This window comes from Kibdelosporangium aridum, assembly GCF_900176515.1.
Taxonomy (GTDB): Bacteria; Actinomycetota; Actinomycetes; order Mycobacteriales; family Pseudonocardiaceae; genus Kibdelosporangium; species Kibdelosporangium aridum.
This window is the reverse complement of the sequence record NZ_FWXV01000005.1, coordinates 319,917-339,207: the sequence shown is the minus strand read 5'-3', so window position 1 is coordinate 339,207 and position 19,291 is coordinate 319,917. Positions and strand designations below refer to the sequence as shown.

Sequence of the window (19,291 nt, the reverse complement as noted above, 5' to 3'; positions counted from 1 at the left end):
AAGCCTCGTGGACGTCCCCCGACGACGCCCACGAGGCTTTACCTCGGGATCAGCGAAACGATTTTCCAGACACCGTCCTGCTTGTGCGCGGTAACGCTCAACGCGGCCGCGCTGCCGTTGGTCTTGCCGGTGTCGACACGGGTGGCGACCTGGTCGAGGAACACGAGCAGTTCGGCTTTGTCGCCGTCGATCGACTTCACGCCGGTGGTCGTCACCCTGGTCGCGAGCACCAGCTTCTGCGCCGGGGCCTGCGCGCGGACCTGTTCGATCAGCTTGTCGTACTCTCCGACGGCCTGCCCGGCCAGCACGTCGTGTGCCCCGGTCGCGTCGACGTTGTCGTAGCTGAAGGAGAAGATCTTCTCCAGGCCCGCCTTGACCTGGCCGTTGACCTCGGTCATCGCCTTGGTGTCCACGCCGGTGTCCACGGACTGTGCTTTGACCAGGAAGAACACGCCCGCGCCGACCAACACCGCCGCGGCGATCACGAGGACTCGGGGGAACTTGGGGCGCACCTCGGTGTGCGTCTCCTCCGGGTTTTCCGACTCCACGGCGGGCTCGACCTGAGATTCGACCTGGGGCTCGTCGTGAGGGTCGGCGACTGTGGGGCGGCGGCGGTTGTGCCCGGCGACCTTGGGCTTGCGAACCGGTCGTTGTTTGACAGTCATGATGTCCCCACCTCCACTGCTCGCAGCGAACTGAGCTTCCAGCCGGAGTCGGTGCGGCTCAGCCCGGCCTCGAACCTGTTGCGCTTGACCACCGGCTCGCTGCCCGCCGGCGTAACCGTGACCTCGACGGCCGCGATGACCTGTGCGTTCTCCTGGTCGAGCTCGGTCACGGCGGCGTCGACGACCTTGCCGACCGTCGTGGACTTGCCTTCCTCGAGCCGTTTGCGGCTGTCGTCCCGGCTCTGCAGCAGGCTGTCGCGCAGCGTCCCGGTCGAGGACTCGAGCCAGCGGTCCAGGCCGTCGTCGATCCGCTGGTGGTCCAAAGTGGTCAGATTGGCGATGCCCTGCTCGCCGACCCGCAGCACCTCCTGCCTGGTTTCGGCGTACGCTTCGGCGCTGTCGCTGGCACGCAGCCACTGCCAGCCGAACCACCCGGCGAACGCGGCGGCCGCGACCACCAGGACGATGGCGAATACCTTCACCGGCCACCTCCAAGAACCTCGGTCAGGGTTTTCGGGCCTTGCGGCACGGGCGCCAGCCCGACGATCGCCGGCTCACCCGGAACCGGGCCGCCTTTGGGGACGTTCTGTGATCCACGCACCGAACTCGGGTTGCCGCGCGGCAACGTACACCGGGCGTTGGTGTTGAACGGCGCCGGACTGACATCCTTGCCTGGCCGGTATTCCGTGCTTTCGTAACCGGCACGGCAGGGCGGCGGGTTGTTGAAGTTGAGGACCAGGGCCATGTTCGTCGACCCGTCCGGCCCGATCACCCGATACCCGTCGCCGATGGCCTTGGGATACGTGCCCAGCAACTGCTCGAACGCGTCGCCACGGGTGGCGAAGATCTGCGCGGGCGTCAGCAGGTTCGCGAGTATGACGCCAATGCCCGTACCGGATTCCCTGAGTAGCCCGCTGACCTCAGCGGACACCTCAGGCGTCGCCTTGATCAGTTTACGAAGGTCGCCGTCGGACTTCTTGAGCTGTTCGGCCAAAAGGCGCGCGTCCTCGCTGAACCCCTTGATCGACGACGAAAGCTCCTGCTGGGTCAGCAGAACAGCGCCGCCGTCGTCGATCAACTGGTGGGTCTGCGGCAAAAACTGTGTGGCTGTCCGAACGAACTCACCTTGGTTGTCCAGCAGGGTCTGCAAGTCGGTGCCCCGGCCACGGAACGCGTCGCTCATCTCGTCCACGACGGTCTGCAGCGACTCGATCGGCACCGACGCGACCAGACTGTCCAAATCGGAAAGAACAGCCTGCACGGGCATCGGCAGGTGCACACCCGTGATCACCGACCCGTTCTCAAGATACGGCCCATCATCGCGACGAGGTCTGAGATCGATGTACTGCTCACCGACCGCGGACCTGTTGGCCACCACCGCAACGAGATCCGCCGGGATGTCGGGTGCACCGGGCTCGAGGCGCAGTTCGGCTTCGATCCCGTCGTCAGTCAGGTGCATCGGCCCGACACGGCCGACGCGCACGCCCCGGTAGGTGACCTCGGAATTGGTGAACAGACCACCGGACTCCGGCATCCTGGCGGTGACGAGCATGCCCCTGCCGCCGAAGAACTGGTCGAGGCCCGCGTAGCTGGCGCCGACGTAGCTCACGCCCACCAAGGCGATCACCACGAAGATGGCCACCTGCACCTTGATCCGCCGGGTCAGCATCAGCGGCCTCCCGAGGTAAGCACCGGTGGGTCCATCGGTCGGAGCGGGACAACCGGTGCGTCGGGGTCCGCGGCCGGTGGCGGTGCCAGTCCGATGAACACGTTCAGGTAGTCGCCCTTGATCGCCTGTGCCGCGGTGTCCGTGAACGGATACGTCAGCAGCAACTCGAACGACTGCGGCAGCTTCTCCCCTGCCGAAGCCAACGCTCGCAACGTCGGTTCCAGCGCCTTCAAGTCGGCGACGATGTCGTCCCGGGACTTGTTGATCGTCGACACCGCGACCTTCGACAAGTTGTCCAGCGATTTGAGCAGACCGACGAGTTGTTCCCGTTGCTGGGTCAGCACGTCGATGCCGGGACCCAAGTCCTGAAGAACACCGCTGATCCGGCCACGCTGCGAAGCCACGGTCGCCGCGAGCCGGTTCAAGCTGGTCAGCGCACGGGTGATCTCCGAGCGGTGGTTGTCCAGCTCGGCGATGAACTGGTCCATGTTGGACAACAGTGCCCGGAGCCCGGCCTCGTTGCCGGACAGCGCGTTGTTGACCTCGCGGGCGATTTGCTGGAATTGGCCGACGCCGCCGCCGTTGAGCAACAGCGACAACGCACCGAAGACCTCTTCGATTTCGGCGTTGCGGTTTGTCCGGTCGACGGGGATCACGTCGGAGTCGACGAGTCTTCCGGTCGGTGCGTCAGGTGCGCGCAGTTCGACGAACTTCTCGCCGAGCAGGCTGGACTGCCGGACCGAGGCCCGGGCGTTGGCGGGCAACGCGATGTCGCCGTTCACCAGCAGCACGACTTCGGCGGTCCAGCCGTCGGGGGCCACGTCGATCTGGTCGACTCGGCCGACCGGCACATCGTTGACCTTCACCCCTGCTTGTGGCACCAGGTCCAGGACGTCGGTGAACTGCACCCGCACCCGGTACGGGTGATCGCCGATGTCGGCGCCGCCGGGCAGCGGCAGGTTGTAGACCCCGTTGAACCCGCCCGCCCCGCAACCCGCCACCAGCAGCACCAAAGCCAAGACGAAGACACGCATCAGCGGGCTCCCATCGGAGGCAGCGGCAGCGGCGGGCCGGCGGGATCGTAGAACTCCAACAAGTTCGCCCGGGCTTCAAGCGCCCCGGTCGCCGGGTCCATCGCGTTGGACAGGTTCATCACGGCGTTCGGCGCGACATCCAACGCCTCGGCCAACGATTTCCGTTGGTCCACGAGGACCCGGGTGATGTCGGTCAGCTTGTCCACGTTGGACTTCAGCGCCGCGCGGTTGTCCTTGACGAACCCACGGACCTGTTCCAAAGCAACCGCTAGTTCAGCCAACGCACCGCCGAGATCGGCACGGGAGGCGGCCAGCGACGCCGAGACGTCACGCAACTGGTTGGTGAACCGGACAACCGTGTTGTCGTTGCGCGCCAGCATCGATGTGAACTGCTGGAGTCCGTCGACCGTGCCGAACAGCTGGTCCTTGGCGGCAGCCAATGTCCGCGAGGCGTCGGCGAACTGCTTGATCGTCTCGCCGATCAGGGCGCCGTTGCCCTTGGTGTTCGCCGCCATCACGTCCAGCAGCCGCGACAGCTCACCCTTGGAGTTCGCGCCGTCCGGCCCCAGTGCGATCGACAACTGGCTGAGGCTCTTGTACAGCTCGTCCAGTTCGACCGGGGTGACCGTGCGCTCGACCGGGATCACGGCACCGCTCGACATCCGGGCGCCGCCCGCGTAAACGGGCGACAGCTGCACGAACCGGTCGCTGACCAGGCTCGGTGCGACCACGACAGCCGAGGCCGACGCCGGGATAGCACGCGCGGAGTCCACCGACAGTTCCACGCGCACGAGCCGCCCGGCCGGAACGACAGAGTCGACCGTACCGACCGGCACACCCAGGACGCGGACAGTCGACCCTTCGTACAACCCAACAGCCGACGAGAAGTATGCCGTCACACGTAACCCGCCGGAAGGCCGGAACACCAAGTACGTCACGGCGGTCAAAGCCAGCGCGACAACCGACAACACAGTGATCGCGCGCAGCCCCCGATTCATCGCGGCCTCCTCGGTGGCATGCAGTCGGCCGGGTCCGGCGGCGTGATCAGGCCGCACACGTACATGTCCATCCACCGGCCGTTCCCGCCCGCGTTGCCGAGCAACCGGTAGTACGGCCCAGCCAGCTGAAGGCTGCGGTTGAGGTTGTCCCGATTGCGTTGCAGCACCGCGTTCACGCGATCCAGCTGTGCCAAAGCCGGACGCAGCCTGTCGGTGTTGTCTGCGACCAAACCGGACAACTGCGTTGCGAGCTCACGCGTCCCGGCGAGCAGCGAACTGATCGAGTCACGTCGTTTGTGGATCTCGGCAAGCAGCAATTCGCCGTCCCGCAGGAGCTTTTCCACATCGGCGTTGCGGTCGGCGAACGTCCGGCTGATCTCGTGGGTGTTCGCGAACAGCGTCGCCAGCTCCTGGTCACGCGTGGAGATCGTCTTCGACAGCGCCGAAAGCCCTTGCAGGGCCGACCGGATCTCCTGCGGGGAGTCGGCGAACGTGTCGGCGAGCACTCCGAGCGCGCCGGCCAGCTTGTTCGTGTCGATCTCGGTGACGGTGTTCGCCAGCTGGTCGAAGACCTGGTTGATGTCGTACGGCGCGGTCGTGCGGCTCATCGGGATCGGCGTGCCCGGATCCTGTTGCGCGCTGCCTTGCGGGTCAACGGCCAGGTACTTCGAGCCGAGCAGCGTCTTGATCCGGATCTCGACCCTGCTCTGGTCACCGATCCACGCGTCCTTCACCCGGAACCGGACCCGGACGTGATCGCCGTCCAGGCCGACCTCTTTGACCGTCCCGATCTTCACGCCCGCGGCCCGCACCTCGGTCCCGGAGATCAGCCCGGCCGCCTCGCTGAAGTCGGCCGTGTACGTCGTGCCGCCACCGATGATCGGCAGTTCGTCCGAGTAGAACGCCATCAGGCCGACCAGGGTCAGCACGACCAGGCTGATCGAGCCGACCATTACTTGATTTCGTTCTTGGAACGACCTCATGGCTTGCACCTCGGCTGCGTGACAGGGATACCCGCGAACGGCATCGGGGCCGGAGTCCCGGCCTCCGCCGAACACAGGAAGGTGTTCAGCCACGACCCGTAGCTGACGGTCCGGCCGATGCTCTCCATCTTCACCGGCAGGTTCCGCAACGCGGTGTCGACGATCTTGTCGTTGTCCGCCAGGTTCTTGGACACCTGACCGAGCGCCGTGATGCTCTCCTTCAGCGGCGCGCGGCTTTCGTCGACCAGTCCGGCGGTCGCACCGGCCAGTTCGTCCAAAGAGGAAATCGCCGCGCCGATGGGTTCACGGTCCTTGGCGAACCCGGTCACGAACTGCTGCAGCGTGGTGATCAGGCCACCGAGCTGGTCGCTGTGGGTGTTCACGGTGTCCAGTACCTGGTTGAGGTTGCCGATCACCTCGCCGATCACCTTGTCCTTCTCCGCCAATGTGGACGTCAGCGAGGCGGTGTGCCGCAACAGGTTCTCCACTGTCCCGCCTTCGCCCTGAAGGACCTGGATGATCTCGTGCGACAGCGTGTTCACGTCCTGCGGCGACAGGGCTTGGAACAGCGGCTTGAAGCCGTTGAACAACACCGTCAGGTCCAGCGCGGACTTGGTCCGGTCCAACGGGATCTCCGCGCCGGGAGCGAGCACTTGGTCAAGCGGATCAACGCCACGCTCCAACGAGATGTATCGTTGACCGATCATGTTGCGGTACTTGATGGCCGCTTTCACCGAGACCGGCAGCTTGCGGCGGGCGTCCACCGTGAACGCCACCCGGGCGACCCGTTTGTCCACCAGGTCAATGGTTTCCACCTGCCCGACACGGACACCCGCGATCCGGACGTCGTCACCGACCGACAACGAGGTCACGTCCTCGAACCGTGCCGAGTACTCCGAAGACGGTCGCAAGTCGACGTTCGCGATGGTCAGTCCCAGCAATCCGGTCGACGTGACCGTCACGACGGCGAACAGGATCAGCTTGACCAGCGGCGCGAAGAGGCTTCTCATTCCACGGTCACCTCCGCCCCGCGATACAGCGGACCGACGAGCAAGCTGCCCCACGCGGGCATGTCCCCGGTCAGAGCGGTCAGCATCTCCTGCTCAGCGGGCGAATTCGGCAACGGCTCGATCCCGGCCGGCCGGAACTTGGGCGCCTCGGGCCCGGCACACCGCGGCCCCGGCTTGTCCTTGTACACCGGATCGTCACGGCCGGGCACGTACGGACCTCGGCCAGGCACGACTTTCAACTTGACGCGCAATCCGCCATTGGCGAACGCCTTGTCCACCCTGGGCTTGAAATTCGCGACGGCCGTCAGCATGCACGCATACGACGGCGCGTACTTCGCCAGCAGCTCCAAGGTTCCCCGGCTGGTGTCGGCCAGTGAAATGATCGTGTTCTGGTTCGCCGACAGGAACGCTGTCAGGTCGGCGCTCGCCGTGCCCGCGGTGTTGTAGAGGCTCAGCAACGAGGTGCGTTGGTCCACAATGGTCTTGCTGGTCACGGTGAAGTCGGACAGTGCGGACAGGAAGTCGCTCGCCGCGGCGTTGTAGGTGTCCGCGACCGAGGCGAACCGGCTGATGTCGTCCTTGATCTGCGGCAGCTTCGGGTTCAGCTCACCGACGTACTGTCCGACTTGGACCAGCGTGTCGCCGAGCTTCTCGCCGCGTCCGTCCAGTGCCTGCGACAACACGGTCAGCATCTCGGCGAGCTTCTCCGGGCGAACGGACTGCAACAACGGCAACAGGTTGTTCAGCACCCGTTCCATCTCCACGCCGGCGGCTGAGCTGTCATGGGCGATCACGTCACCCGTCGCCAGCTTGCCGTTCGGCCGCTCAGGCAGCGTCAGACTCACGTACCGTTCGCCGAACAGCGTCTTCGGCAACAGCCGGGCGGTGACGTTGGCGGGTATCCGGTCGATCGTGGCCGGGTTCATCGCCAGCGAGAGAACGGCTCCGTCGCCGCGGGTTTCCACCGACACGACCCTGCCCACGTTGATGCCACGCAACTTCACGTCGGCATCGGCCTGCATCTGGTTGCCCACTTGGGTCGTACGCAGGGTGACAGTCGGGTCGTCAGCGAAGGCGTCGGTGTAGATCGCGACTGTCAAACTGAGGAACGCGGCGACGATCACGACGTACACCAGCCCCAGCAAGCGCATGCTGGTCTTCTGGTAGCGCTCCTCGGTCATCCGGCGATCCTCACTGTCGTCTCCGTGCCCCAGATCGCCAGGCTCAGGAAGAAGTCGAGGATGCTGATCGCCACGATCGACCAGCGCACCGCGCGGCCGACTGCCATGCCGACGCCCGCGGGTCCGCCGGTGGCGCGGTAGCCGTAGTAGCAGTGCGCCAGGATGACCGCGACGCTGAAGATGATCACCTTGACGAACGACCAGATGACGTCCTCGGGCGGCAGGAACAGCGTGAAGTAGTGGTCATAGGTACCGGCCGACTGCTCGTAGAACTCGACCGTGATCGTGCGCGCGGCCAGGTAGGAGGTCAGCAGGCCGATCACGTACAGCGGAATGATCGCGATAAATCCAGCGATCACGCGGCATGTGACGAGGTACGGAAGGCTCGGTACCCCCATCGTCTCCAGGGCGTCGATCTCCTCGGAGATCCGCATCGCGCCGAGTTGCGCGGTGAAGCCCGCGCCGACGGTGGCTGACAGCGCGAGCCCCGCGACAAGTGGCGCGATTTCCCGCGTGTTGAAGTACGCCGACAGGAACCCGGCGAAGGCCGACGTGCCGACCTGGTTCAACGCCGAGAACCCTTGCAGGCCCACGACTGTGCCGGTGAACACGGACATGCCGACCATCACGCCGATGGTCCCGCCGATCACCGCGAGCGCGCCTGTGCCGAAGCTGACCTCGGACAGCAGCCGGACGATCTCCCTGATGTACCGGCGGGACGCCCGCGGGATCCACAGCAATGCCTTGACGTAGAAAGAAAGCTGGTCGCCGAGCTTGCCGAACTGGTCGAGCTGCCGCTCCATCACCATCGCTACAGCCCCTTCCGCGGAACGACCTGCAGGTAAATGGTGGTCAGCACGAAGTTGAGGAAGAACAGCAGCAGGAACGTGATCACCACGGCCTGGTTGACCGCGTCGCCGACGCCTTTCGGGCCGCCCTTCGGGTTGAGCCCGCGGTATGCCGCGACCACGCCGGCCACGAACCCGAACAGCACGGCCTTGATCTCACTGATCCACAGGTCCGGCAGCTGCGCCAGCGCGGAGAACGTGGCCAGATAGGCGCCCGGGGTGCCGCCTTGCAGGATGACGTTGAAGAAGTACCCGCCGAGCACGCCGACCACGCTGACCATGCCGTTGAGCAGCACGCAGATCACGATCGCCGCGTACACCCTGGGGACCACCAGCCGGTGGATCGGCGAGACAGCCAGCGCTTCCATCGCGTCGATTTCCTCGCGGATCTTGCGCGAGCCGAGATCCGCGCACATCGCCGAGCCACCCGCGCCCGCGATCAGCAACGCCGTGATGATCGGGCTGGCCTGCTGGATCACCGCGAGCACACTCGCCGACCCGGTGAACGACTGCGCGCCGATCTGCCTGGTCAACGACCCGAGCTGCAACGCGATCACGCCACCGAACGGGATCGCGACCAGTGCCGCGGGCAGGATCGTCACCGAGACGATGAACCAGCACTGCTGGACGAACTCGCGCACTTGGAACGGCCGCCGGAAGGTCAGCCGGAACACGTCGAGGCCGAGCGAGCAGAGCTTGCCGACTTCCCGGAGACCGGCCAGGCCTCGGGCGGCGAACTGCGGTGTGGTCACCTGCTCACCGCCTTCCCGGCAGCGGCGGGACACACGGCTTGTCCGGCGGTTCGCAGAAGTGGATCTCGCCGAACTTCAGCTTGACGTGGTTGCCGGGGCCGGAGATCAGCCCGGTGAACAGCGGATCCAGGTTCTCCGTGCCGAAACACCCCTGGAACGGCGGAATCGTCACGTCGGTCTCGATCGTGCCGCCCGCGAACACGTCCCACTCCCCCGGCACGGACTTCAGCGGCATCACGACAGGTTCTGCCGTCTGGCATTTCGGGCCGACCGGCAGCGGAGTCCCGTTCACCTTGACGTTGCTGAGCACCAAGTGGACCTTGGCGGTGCCGGTGAAGATGCCGTCCTGCAACCGGCCTTCCGCCCGCTCGACAGGAACCACCGTGACCACAGCGGTTGTCGGCATGAACCCGAAGGCCACGAACGAGCCACTGGCCGGTGGCCACAGCAGATCACCGAAGACCGCGCCGCAGGCGATTTCGTTCTCGAACCAGAAGAACAGCTGCGCACTGAGGTAGCCGGGCCCGAAGTCGATACCGGACTTGAGTTTCCGCACCTCGGCATGGCCGGACAGGTCGTAGTAGGACCAGAAGTTGTACGCGTCCGGCGGGATGGTCTGGCACGGCTCCGGTTCTGCCTGCTGTTTCTTCCGCTCCTTCGGCGGTGGAGCGGCATGAGACGAGGACGACTGCGCCGGGGCGGATGTCGAGGAGGAGACTGTCGGGGAAGGCTTCGCCGGCACCTTTGTCGATACCGGGTCCAGCACCCGGACCGTGCCGAGGGCCGTGTCCTGGCCTTCGTCCGGCACACAGGCGACCGGGGTCGCCTCACCCGTCGGTTCCTGCAGTGCCTTGACCTGGGCCAGCAGCATTTCCAACGGGCCGACGGTGAAGACGACCTTGCCGGGCTGTGGAGTGGGGACTTCCACAGTGGACTTCAGGGGCAATTCGACGGTCAGCTCGCCGGTCTCGGGCACCGCGGTCCTTTCCAGCGGTCCTCGGCTGGGGAACTGCTTGTCGTTCGCCTTGAGCTGGACGCCAAGCGCCCCTTCGAAGCTGGTGATCTGCTTGTCCTTGAACGCTTGCACGGTCTGTGCCGAGAACAAGACCTTGAGCTTGACGTCCTTGGCTCGGACCGGAGTGCCGGCCGGGACCGACGCGGGCAAGGTCATCGCCAGCTCGGCAGTGACCGCTTGCTTGCCGATCGGCTCGATGTCGCACGTGCCGCGGATCGCCTTGACCACGTGGGAATTCGAAGTGGGCTGGGCGGAACCTGCCGCGGCAGGCACAGCGAGAGTCACCGCCGCCAGCGATATGGCGAGTGCTACGCGCTTACGGTGCGACAACGTGGCGGCTCCTGAGGATGGGCGGCGTGACCACCCCGTGCCCTGAGTGGTCACGCCGCCGAGGTGGTCAGCTGAAAGCGATCGCGCCGAGCGTCGGGTCCTGCCCGGCGTTCAGCGTGCACGGAACATCGAAAGTGCCGAGTGCGGTCGGCGTGCCGTCCGCCTTCAGCGGCGTGAAGGTGCCGTTGAGCTGCTGGCCCGCACTGATCGTGACCGTTCCGGGCGCGCCGACGGTCACACTGGGCACCGCGGGCGCCAACGTCGCGGTCAGTTCACCGGAGGCGGGCACGTTCACCGACGGAACCGGTCCCGGGATCCCCACAGTGATGGACGTTCCGTTGTAGGCGTTGTCCGCGTCGGCGACGCCCTTGCCGGAAACCGTTGCCGCGCTGTTGTTCCGCAGCACGTCAACGACCGAAGTGGGCAGTGTCGCGGTGACCGACAGGGACGGCTGGACCCGGTTGTTGACCGTGCCCGTCGCCGGGATCGTGCCGGTGATCCGTCCCGCCACGTCCACCGCTCCGGTCTCGGGGAACACGCAGTTGTACGTCAAGGACTTGTCAATGGGCTGCGACGGTGGCGTGCCGGGAACGGGCGGGGGGACGTCACTGCCGCTGACTGCGATTGTCGCCAGCGACCGGTCCTGCGGCGGCGTGGTCGCCTTCACCGAGCACGGGACGTTCAGAACACCGAGTGCGGTGGGCGTTCCGTCCGCTTTGCGGGTGTCGACTTTGGCAGTGAATACAGCGCCCGCGGCCAGGCTGACGCCGCCTGCTTTGTATACGATCAGGCTCGGAACCGGTCCAGAAATGTCGACAGGCATCGTGCCGGACGGCGGCACGGTCTGTTTTGCGATTTTCAGTCCAGGAATTCCAAGCGTCATGTTTTTGCTGTCGTATGCGGCGTCCACATCCGCGACAGCCGTTCCTTCGGTGGTGGCCGTCTGGAACGCACGCAACGCGTTCACGATATTGGCGCTCAAGGTCGCCGTGATCTTCAGATCACCATTGACGATACGGGTGCCGGTCGTGCCTGTGTCAGGGATCGTGATATTCACGGTCGCATTGACGTCCTGCTGTCCGACCAGCGGGAAGGCACATCGATAGGTGAGGTCCTTGGTCACATCACCTAGCGGAGTCGCCGCTTGCGCGCTGGCCACGAACCCTCCGGCGGCCATTACGGCGACGGCGACCACGGCGGCACCGCGTCTCCCGGAAAACCGTGACTTCATTTACCTACCTCCTCGGGCTCTCGCCTCACAGGGCAGCGAGAACAGGTGGGTTGGATTCACACGGCAGACCTACCGCCGAGTAGGTTACTTCCAGAGACTCGCGGGTAACAAGTGGTTGTCACATAAGACGAGCGGGGCGTGGAAACTTGTCATCGCATTGCGAAAACCCCCGAACCCGGTTGTCACGGCGCTGCGCGCGATCGACTCAGGAGTAAACCGATACCGGCCGTTCAGACCACACTTGTCGGCCGGAAGACAGCCACATGGGCAGAAGTTGTCACCCACGTGATAACCCCGAGAGGGTTAACCCGAATAGCCTTCACGACCTGCCGTAACGTCCGGTGACCCGTTGACAGCAAAGGTTCCGTCAAAATATAGTGCGCGGGTTATAAGTATTGAGCGATATGCACGATGATACGACAGGTTTCTGTTAACGCTCACAAGGATGTCGCCGTGACCGAGTCGAGTGCCCGCCGGACGACCACCGTTCCTCCGCCACGCCTCGAGTCCTTAGTGCCGCCACGCTCGGCGGCGGCGTCCACCCGGATCTGGTCCACCCTCCCGCGTGAGCTGGCGAGCATGTTCCGGCCACGCGCGGCCGACGTCGCGGTGGCTGTCGTGCAGGAAATCCGGCGATCCATCCCGGAGTACGCCCGGCTGCTCGAAGGGCCCTTCGGCCCGATCGTGACCGGGGGCGTCGAGGAGACGATCGCCCAGTTCATCGACCGGCTAGCCGATCCGTCGGCGCCCCGCGAGGACCGCGCCAAGATCTTCCGGCATCTGGGCAAACTCGAAGTCGCACAAGGCCGCAACATCGACACGTTGCAAAGCGCGTACCGGATCGGCGCGCGGGTGGCGTGGCGCCGGATCGCCGAGTTCGGCCAGTCGGTCAACCTGCCGACGGTGACGATCTGCCAGCTCGCCGAGGCGGTGTTCGACTACGTCGACGAGATTTCCGTGCTGTCGCTCGAAGGCTTCGCGGCCGCGCAGGCCAAGGCGGCAGGCGCGCTCGAACGCAGACGCAGACGCCTGCTGGAACTCCTGCTGTCGGAAACCCCTGTCGCCGCCCAGACTCTCACCGAGCTCGCCGCCACCGCGGGCTGGACCGTTCCGGATCACGTCGTCGTTGTCGCGATGGAACGCCGCGAAGACGATCCCGATGTCCCGTCGTTCGACGAAGGCGTCCTCGATGACTTCGACGCTGCCGAGCCGTGCCTGCTGATGGCGGCCGGCCACGACCATCTGCACACCCTGCGGGACCACCTGCCCGGATGGCGCGCTGTGGTCGGTCCCCGGGTGAAACTCGCCGATGCCCCGACTTCGTTGCGGCTGGCCAGGCGGGCGCTGTCGTACGTGCACCGCGAGCTGATCCCGGACGAGCCGGTGATCTGGTGCGAGGACCACCTGTCGACGTTGTGGCTGCTCACCGACGAGTTCCTGGCCCGCGAACTGGCCGAGCGGGCGTTGAAACCGCTGGCGGACCTGACTGTCAAGCAGCGCGCCCGGCTCAGCGAGACGCTCCTGGCCTGGCTGGAGACCAGCGGCAGCGCGCCGGAGATCGCGGGCAGGCTGAACGTGCACCCGCAGACCGTGCGCTACCGGCTGCACCAGCTGGAAGCGCTGTTCGGTGACCGGCTGACCGATCCCGACGACCGGTTCCGGATGGAGATCTCGCTGCGGGCCATGCGGTTGCTCGGATCCCCGTGATTCCTACGTGACCAGCCTGGCCAGCACGTCCATCGCGGCCTCCAGCTGCCTGTCGGACAGATAGGGAGCCGGCCCGAACCGCAGATAGTCGCCGCGGGCGTCGGTCAGCACGCCTCGTTCGGTGAGCTGTGCCTGCAGCCGCTGCGCGTGCGGCGTGCGCAGGGACAGAAACCCGCCGAAGTTCTCACCCGGCGCGCGATCGCGGGTGATCATGTCGTCCGGCGCGCCGATCTGGTCGAACAACGACGCCAGCAGGCCGACCTGGTGCAACGCGACCTTGCGCAACAGGTCCGGGGTCAGGCCGTGCTCGGCGAAGAAGTCGAACACCCGCGCACCCCGGTAATGGCTGGTCGGGTCGTAGGTCGAACCCGCGAACCTGGCGCTGCCAAGCGGGTAGCCCACCAGCCCGTCGTGGTGATCGGCCAGTTCGGCGAACTCCGCGTACCACCCCGTGATCACCGGCCGGAAGGTGTCGGCGTGCCGTGGCAGCCGCATGAAGCAGTTGCCCTCACCGAGCTGGAGGTACTTGTAGCCGCCACCGACCACCCACGCGTTGGGGATTCCGGCGGTGGAGAACGGCACCGGGCCGAGCGCGTGGTAAGCGTCCACAAGCAACTCGACGCCGCGCAGCCGGCACTCCTCGGCCAGGAAGTCCAGCCCAGGCACGATTCTGGACGTTTCGAACAGGACAGCCGACACGAGCACCGCGCTCGTCCGGTCGTCCAGCGCGTCGGCCATCCGCTCGGCCAACGTGTCCGCCGGTGCCGCGGGCAACCGGACGACATCAAGGCCTTCCTCGGCGAGCCTGGCCAGTTGCCTGCGCAGGGTGTGGAACTCACCGTCCGACGTGATCAGTCGCGGCCTGGCTCGAAGGTCCAAACAGGACAGGAAGCGGAGCACGAGCTCGTGGGTGTTGGGCGCCAACGCTATCTCCGCGTCCGGCTCGCCGAGGAACACCCGGAACCCGTTGCGCAACCGCTCTGCTTTGACGAAAGCGCGGTTCCACTTCTCGTCGACCTGTTGCGCGGCATCGTCGAAGGCCTCGGCGATGCCTTCCATCGCGACGTCCGGCCAGGCCTGGTGGGAGTGCCCGGACAACAGCAACCGGTGGGACACACCGAAGTTGGAGTAGTGCGGCGCGAGTCTCGCCGACTGGTCGGTGCCCGCCTCCATGGTCACAGCTCGCTCCGAACTTCCCACAGGTCCGGGAACATCGGGGTGAACAGCGTGGTCTTCAGATACGCCGCGCCGGCCGAGCCGCCGGTGCCCACCTTGTGCCCGATCACCCGCTCGACCATCTTCACGTGCCGGTACCGCCATTCCTGCAGGCCCTCGTCCAAGTCCACGAGCCGCTCACAGACCTGCGCCGGGCCCGTGTCGTCCTGGTAGACCCGCAAGAGAACCTGTTGCAGGTCCTTGGACGGCTCCACCGGTGCCGAGACGTCCCGGTGCAAGCACTTGCTTGGCACATCGTAGTCGTGCAGCGAAAGGTAAGTCAGGAAAGAGTCGAAAAGGGACGGACGGTTCATCGCCGCCTCGATCCGGTCACGTTGCTCACCCGGCGGATAGTGTTTGAACACCCGCGTATCCCTGCGCCCGAGCACTGCCTCGACCTCACGGAACTGCGCGGACTGGAACCCGCTTGACGCGTCGAGCCGCTCACGGAAGCTGGTGAACTGGCGCGGTGTCATCGTCTCGAGCACGTCGATCTGGGCCACCACGACCTTGAGGATCGTCAGTGCCCGGCGCAGTGTGTGCAGTGCGTGCGCGGTCTCGCCGTTGGACAGGACCTGCTGCGCGCGGCCGAATTCGTGCAGCAGCTGTTTGAACCAGAGCTCGTAGACCTGGTGGATGACGATGAACAGCATCTCGTCGTGCTCGTCCGACCGCGGCTTCTGCGCGCCGAGGATCTCGTCGAGCGCCAGGTAGGAGGAGTACGTCAGGGCGGCGTTGTGCTCGGTCAAGGCTGCATCACCTCGTCGAAATGGCGCATCGCCGCGGGGGCCAGCGCTGTGTAGAGATCATGGAACAACCGCACGGCTTGCGCGCGGTGAGCCGGTGGCGTCATCAGACGCGCGGGCAGGTCCGGGTCGAGGAACGGGAACTGCCGGAACTGATGCGTCATCTTGGTGCGCAGCAGCAAAGCGGCCCGGCCGGACAGCGTGCCGGGATCGTGCCCGCTGAACTCCTCGACGAACGCGCGGTACCGGGCGGCCAGTTCGTCGAAGTCCCACACCCGGCCGACGAACGTGCTGAAGTCAAGTGAACCGGCCGGCCTGCCGAGCATCAGCCCGGCGTGCTTCTCCACGCCCTGGTCCTTGAGCAGGGCCGTGACCTCGCGTTCCCGGTCGCGTGGCGCGATCCACGTACCGTCCTGGACCGGGCCGAAGCCGAGGAACCGCAGCCTGCGCACCAGCCTTGTCCTGGCGACTTTCTGGTCTTCGGGGATCGCGTGCCACAGCACCGTCCACTGCGTCAGCTCGTCGTCGTCACCCCGGCCGAGCGCGAAGATGCGGGTGTCGCCCTCTTCGAACACGGCCGCGCTGCGGGGTGTGACGGTGTAGTGCACGAGGCGGCCGTCTTTCACCTTGGCCAGCAGCTCGCGGCGGACCAGTCTGGTCAGCGCCACCCTGGCCGCGCCTTCGGAGAACCCGAAGTCGCCGAGCAGTTCGACCAGGCCGCCCGACCATGCCTGGCGGTCGCGCGGGCGCAGGTGCGCGCCGAGCAGCGTCATCACCAGGTCCTGCGGGGCCTCGGGCATGCCGCGAGCATAGTTGACTCATCAGCGGGGTCAACCGTAATGTTTCGCGGGTGCTCTACTTCGCCGAGCTGACCTCACCGCAGGTCGCCGGGCTGTTGACGGCACCGCGACGGCCTGTCCTGCTGCTGCCGGTTGGCGCAATCGAGCCACACGGCCCGCATGCGCCACTGGACACCGACCCGATGATCTCGATCGGCGTCTGCGAACGAGTGGCTCGGCGGCTGGCCGGCCATCCGTCGATCCGGGCGCTGATCCTGCCGCCTCTTCCCTACGGCGTCACCCGGTACGCATCGGCTTTCCCTGGCGCTGTGCACGTCAGCGAGGACACGCTGTACGCGATCGTCACGGACGTGTGCTCGTCGCTGACCAAGCAGGGTTTCGTGGACATCATCGTGGTGAACAACCACTTCGAGCCGGAGCATGTGGCGACTTTGCGCCGGGCGACAGCGGCTGCCGGCGTGGGATACCTCGATCTTGTCCGCAGGGCGAACGCGGCCCGTCTGACACCCGAGTTCCAGTCCGGTTCGTGCCACGCCGGGCAGTACGAGACCTCATTGGTGCTCGCTGACCGTCCCGACCTGGTCGACCAGGAACGGATGGCGTCGCTGCCCCCGCTGCACGTCGACCTGCCCGCCGCGATGTCCGCCGGGCACAAGGACTTCATGGCGATGGGGATGGATCAGGCGTACTGCGGCTCACCTGCTTCAGCCACCGCCGAGGAAGGCGAGCAGACCTACGCGGTGCTCGTGGAGATGGTCCTCGAACTGATCGGGGAGGTCTGATGCGGTACTCGGACATTCCTTCGTCGTTCAACATCGCTTCGTACTTCGTCGACCGCAACCCAGGCGAACGCACGGCTTTGCTGACGGCTTCCGGCCCGGTGACGTACGGCGAGTTGGCGGCGCGGGTCAACCAGATGGGCAACGCCCTGCTGGAACTCGGTGTGCGCCAAGGTGATCGCGTCCTGCTCGCGCTGAGCGACAGCGTGGACTTCGTGGCCGCTTGGTATGGCGCGCAGAAGATCGGCGCGATCACGGCCGAGGTGTACACGTTCCTTCAGGTCAAGGACTACAAGTACTACGTGGACTACGTTTCGCCCGCGGTTGTGCTGGCGGACGCCACGACTGCCGACAAGCTCCGCGAAGCCGGTGCGCCCAACCTGGTCTCACTGGACGATCCGGTGTTCGGCCGCCAGCCGTCTACTTTGGAGGCAGCGCCGACCACGAAGGACGACGTGGCGATCTGGAAGTTCACCACTGGGAGTACAGGTGCGCCCAAGGCGTGCGTCCTGACCGCGCGAAGCCCTCTGTTGAGCTTCTCGTGGTACGCCCAGGGCGTGCTGGACATTCAGCCGTCCGACATCGTTCTGCCCGTGCCGAAGTTGTTCTTCGGGTACGCCAGGGATCTCACCGCGTTGTTCCCCTTCGGCGTCGGCGCGGCTGGAATCGTGTTCCCGGAGCGAACCACGGTCGAGAAGCTGTTCGAGCTCATCGCCGAACACCGGCCGACCATCCTGGTGAACGTGCCGACCATGATGAGTGCGATGGTGTCCCATCCCGCGGCGTCCGAACAGGACTTCAGCTCGCTGCGGCTGTGCACTTCGGCCGGTGAGGCACTGCCTGGCGAGCTGTACCGGCGCTGGATGGACACGTTCGGCGTGGAGGTCGTCGACGGGATCGGGTCGTCGGAGGCGTACCACATCTACCTGTCGAACCGGCCAGGGCAGTCCCGGCAAGGCAGTCTCGGCCAGGTCGTGCCGGGCTACCAGGCACAGGTGGTGGATCTGGACGGTGTGCCCGTGCCCGACGGCGAAGTCGGACGGCTGGAGATCACCGGCGAAACAGTGGCCTTGGAATACTGGCAGGCACCGGAGAAGTCCGCCGAGACTTTCCCGCGTGCGCACACGGTCCGGTCGGGCGACCTCGTGACGCGCGACGCCGACGGCTTCTTCTACTACCAAGGCCGGGCGGACGACCTGTTGAAGGTCGGCGGGGTGTGGGTGGCACCGGCGGAGATCGAGAACTGCCTGCTGTCCCACGAGGCGGTGCTCGAGTGCGCGGTGGTCGGGTATCAAGAGGACGGATTGACCCGGCCGCGCGCGTTTGTTGTTGTCTCGTCCGAGGTCTCCGGCACTGAGCTGCAGGACTTCGTCCGGGCGCGGCTCGCGCCGCACAAGTACCCGCGGGACGTGCGATTCGTGTCCGCGCTGCCGAAAACCGCCTCGGGCAAGCTGGATCGCCGTGCCCTGAAAGGAGCGAACTGATGGTCTTCCGGGCATCCGCGGGGATCACGTCGTCATGGGAACACTTCGACTTCTCGGTGGCGGACGGCGTGGCGACGGTGAAGTTCTCCCGTCCCGACAAGCTGAACGCGCTGACCTTCGACGTGTACGCCGACTTGCGTGATCTGATCACCGAACTACCGCACCGGGGTGACGCCCGCGTGCTCGTGATCACCGGTGAGGGCAGGGGTTTCTGTTCGGGCGGTGACGTCGAGGAGATCATCGGCGAACTGCAGAAAATGGAACCCGCGCAGCTGCTCGAATTCACCCGGATGACCGGCGCGGTCGTGAAAGCGTTGCGCGAGTGCCCCCTGCCCGTGATCGCGGCCGTCAACGGCATCGCCGCGGGCGCGGGCTCAGTGATCGCCCTCGCCAGCGACTTCCGGTTGCTTGCCTCGTCGGCGTCCTTTGCCTTCCTGTTCACCAAAGTCGGCCTAGCCGGCGCCGACATGGGTTCGGCGTATCTCCTGCCTCGCCTTGTCGGCCTCGGCCGGGCTACCGAGTTGCTGCTGTTGGGCGACAAGGTAGACGCTTCGACCGCGTTGGGGATCGGCCTGGCCACCAAGGTCGTCGAGGACTCAGCACTCGCCGACGAGACATCCGCGCTGGCCACGAGGCTGGCTTCGGGCCCGGCGCTGGCGTACTCGACCACGAAGGTCCTGCTCACCCGGGAACTCGACATGGACCTCGGCTCGTCGATCGAACTGGAAGCCATCACCCAGGCACTGCTGATGAAGTCCGAGGACCACGCCGAGTTCTACGCCGCGTGGACCGCGGGCCGCAAACCCCGCTGGACCGGCCGCTGACCGTCCCGCACCGGCCGCTA

General features: G+C 66.0%; 19 protein-coding genes. 4 read left to right on the top strand and 15 right to left on the bottom strand.

Annotated elements, in window-relative coordinates; genetic code table 11:
- Positions 1 to 38: 38 nt before the first annotated feature.
- The 12 genes from B9C43_RS28865 to B9C43_RS28810 all read right to left on the bottom strand — a co-directional run bounded on the left by B9C43_RS28865 (position 39) and on the right by B9C43_RS28810 (position 11,716).
- A complete protein-coding gene (locus tag B9C43_RS28865; protein WP_084430103.1) occupies positions 39 to 665 on the bottom strand; it encodes a hypothetical protein in 627 nt (208 codons plus the stop codon).
- Entirely contained in the window at positions 662 to 1,147 is a 486-nt protein-coding gene (locus B9C43_RS28860) for a hypothetical protein (RefSeq protein ID WP_084430102.1), read from the bottom strand. The genes B9C43_RS28865 and B9C43_RS28860 overlap by 4 nt, the downstream gene beginning before the upstream one ends.
- Positions 1,144 to 2,334, bottom strand: a complete 1,191-nt coding sequence (locus B9C43_RS28855; RefSeq protein ID WP_084430101.1) for an MlaD family protein — start codon at positions 2,332 to 2,334, stop codon at positions 1,144 to 1,146. Before B9C43_RS28855 ends, B9C43_RS28860 begins: the two co-directional genes overlap by 4 nt.
- A complete protein-coding gene (locus tag B9C43_RS28850; RefSeq protein ID WP_084430100.1) occupies positions 2,334 to 3,368 on the bottom strand; it encodes an MCE family protein in 1,035 nt (344 codons plus the stop codon). The genes B9C43_RS28855 and B9C43_RS28850 overlap by 1 nt, the downstream gene beginning before the upstream one ends.
- Positions 3,368 to 4,366, bottom strand: coding sequence for an MCE family protein (locus B9C43_RS28845; RefSeq protein WP_084430393.1), 999 nt, complete (start codon positions 4,364 to 4,366; stop codon positions 3,368 to 3,370). Before B9C43_RS28845 ends, B9C43_RS28850 begins: the two co-directional genes overlap by 1 nt.
- Positions 4,363 to 5,349 (bottom strand): MCE family protein, encoded by a 987-nt coding sequence (locus B9C43_RS28840; RefSeq protein ID WP_084430099.1) that lies wholly within the window; start codon positions 5,347 to 5,349, stop codon positions 4,363 to 4,365. Before B9C43_RS28840 ends, B9C43_RS28845 begins: the two co-directional genes overlap by 4 nt.
- A complete protein-coding gene (locus B9C43_RS28835) occupies positions 5,346 to 6,359 on the bottom strand; it encodes an MCE family protein (RefSeq protein ID WP_084430098.1) in 1,014 nt (337 codons plus the stop codon). The genes B9C43_RS28840 and B9C43_RS28835 overlap by 4 nt, the downstream gene beginning before the upstream one ends.
- On the bottom strand, positions 6,356 to 7,540 hold the full coding sequence (locus tag B9C43_RS28830; RefSeq protein ID WP_143446656.1) for an MCE family protein: 1,185 nt from the start codon (positions 7,538 to 7,540) through the stop codon (positions 6,356 to 6,358). Before B9C43_RS28830 ends, B9C43_RS28835 begins: the two co-directional genes overlap by 4 nt.
- Positions 7,537 to 8,349, bottom strand: coding sequence for an MlaE family ABC transporter permease (locus tag B9C43_RS28825; RefSeq protein WP_084430097.1), 813 nt, complete (start codon positions 8,347 to 8,349; stop codon positions 7,537 to 7,539). Before B9C43_RS28825 ends, B9C43_RS28830 begins: the two co-directional genes overlap by 4 nt.
- Before the next feature lie 2 nt (positions 8,350 to 8,351).
- Positions 8,352 to 9,140, bottom strand: coding sequence for an MlaE family ABC transporter permease (locus tag B9C43_RS28820; protein WP_051895319.1), 789 nt, complete (start codon positions 9,138 to 9,140; stop codon positions 8,352 to 8,354).
- A 4-nt stretch (positions 9,141 to 9,144) separates the two neighbouring features.
- Positions 9,145 to 10,440, bottom strand: coding sequence for a DUF6801 domain-containing protein (locus B9C43_RS28815; protein WP_143446655.1), 1,296 nt, complete (start codon positions 10,438 to 10,440; stop codon positions 9,145 to 9,147).
- A gap of 112 nt (positions 10,441 to 10,552) precedes the next feature.
- On the bottom strand, positions 10,553 to 11,716 hold the full coding sequence (locus tag B9C43_RS28810) for a DUF6801 domain-containing protein (protein ID WP_143446654.1): 1,164 nt from the start codon (positions 11,714 to 11,716) through the stop codon (positions 10,553 to 10,555).
- A gap of 453 nt (positions 11,717 to 12,169) precedes the next feature.
- Between B9C43_RS28810 and B9C43_RS28805 the strand changes: the two genes are divergently transcribed.
- Complete coding sequence (locus tag B9C43_RS28805; protein WP_235038887.1) at positions 12,170 to 13,423, top strand: PucR-like N-terminal domain-containing protein; 1,254 nt, start codon at positions 12,170 to 12,172, stop codon at positions 13,421 to 13,423.
- 3 nt (positions 13,424 to 13,426) lie between these two features.
- Here B9C43_RS28805 and B9C43_RS28800 read toward each other — a convergent pair whose 3' ends face one another.
- The 3 genes from B9C43_RS28800 to B9C43_RS28790 are packed head-to-tail and all read right to left on the bottom strand — an operon-like array spanning position 13,427 to position 16,184.
- On the bottom strand, positions 13,427 to 14,596 hold the full coding sequence (locus tag B9C43_RS28800; RefSeq protein WP_084430093.1) for a kynureninase/PvdN C-terminal domain-containing protein: 1,170 nt from the start codon (positions 14,594 to 14,596) through the stop codon (positions 13,427 to 13,429).
- A gap of 2 nt (positions 14,597 to 14,598) precedes the next feature.
- On the bottom strand, positions 14,599 to 15,387 hold the full coding sequence (locus tag B9C43_RS28795) for a tryptophan 2,3-dioxygenase (protein WP_033382785.1): 789 nt from the start codon (positions 15,385 to 15,387) through the stop codon (positions 14,599 to 14,601).
- Entirely contained in the window at positions 15,384 to 16,184 is an 801-nt protein-coding gene (locus tag B9C43_RS28790; RefSeq protein ID WP_033382784.1) for a PaaX family transcriptional regulator, read from the bottom strand. The genes B9C43_RS28795 and B9C43_RS28790 overlap by 4 nt, the downstream gene beginning before the upstream one ends.
- Positions 16,185 to 16,234: 50 nt before the next feature.
- Here B9C43_RS28790 and B9C43_RS28785 point away from each other — a divergent pair, with 50 nt between their 5' ends.
- The 3 genes from B9C43_RS28785 to B9C43_RS28775 are packed head-to-tail and all read left to right on the top strand — an operon-like array spanning position 16,235 to position 19,271.
- Positions 16,235 to 16,966 (top strand): creatininase family protein, encoded by a 732-nt coding sequence (locus B9C43_RS28785; RefSeq protein ID WP_033382783.1) that lies wholly within the window; start codon positions 16,235 to 16,237, stop codon positions 16,964 to 16,966.
- A complete protein-coding gene (locus B9C43_RS28780) occupies positions 16,966 to 18,447 on the top strand; it encodes a benzoate-CoA ligase family protein (RefSeq protein ID WP_084430092.1) in 1,482 nt (493 codons plus the stop codon). The genes B9C43_RS28785 and B9C43_RS28780 overlap by 1 nt, the downstream gene beginning before the upstream one ends.
- Positions 18,444 to 19,271 carry an enoyl-CoA hydratase family protein gene (locus B9C43_RS28775; RefSeq protein ID WP_143446653.1) on the top strand — a complete coding sequence of 276 codons (828 nt, stop codon included), beginning with the start codon at positions 18,444 to 18,446 and terminating at the stop codon, positions 19,269 to 19,271. Before B9C43_RS28780 ends, B9C43_RS28775 begins: the two co-directional genes overlap by 4 nt.
- Positions 19,272 to 19,291 lie beyond the last annotated feature (20 nt).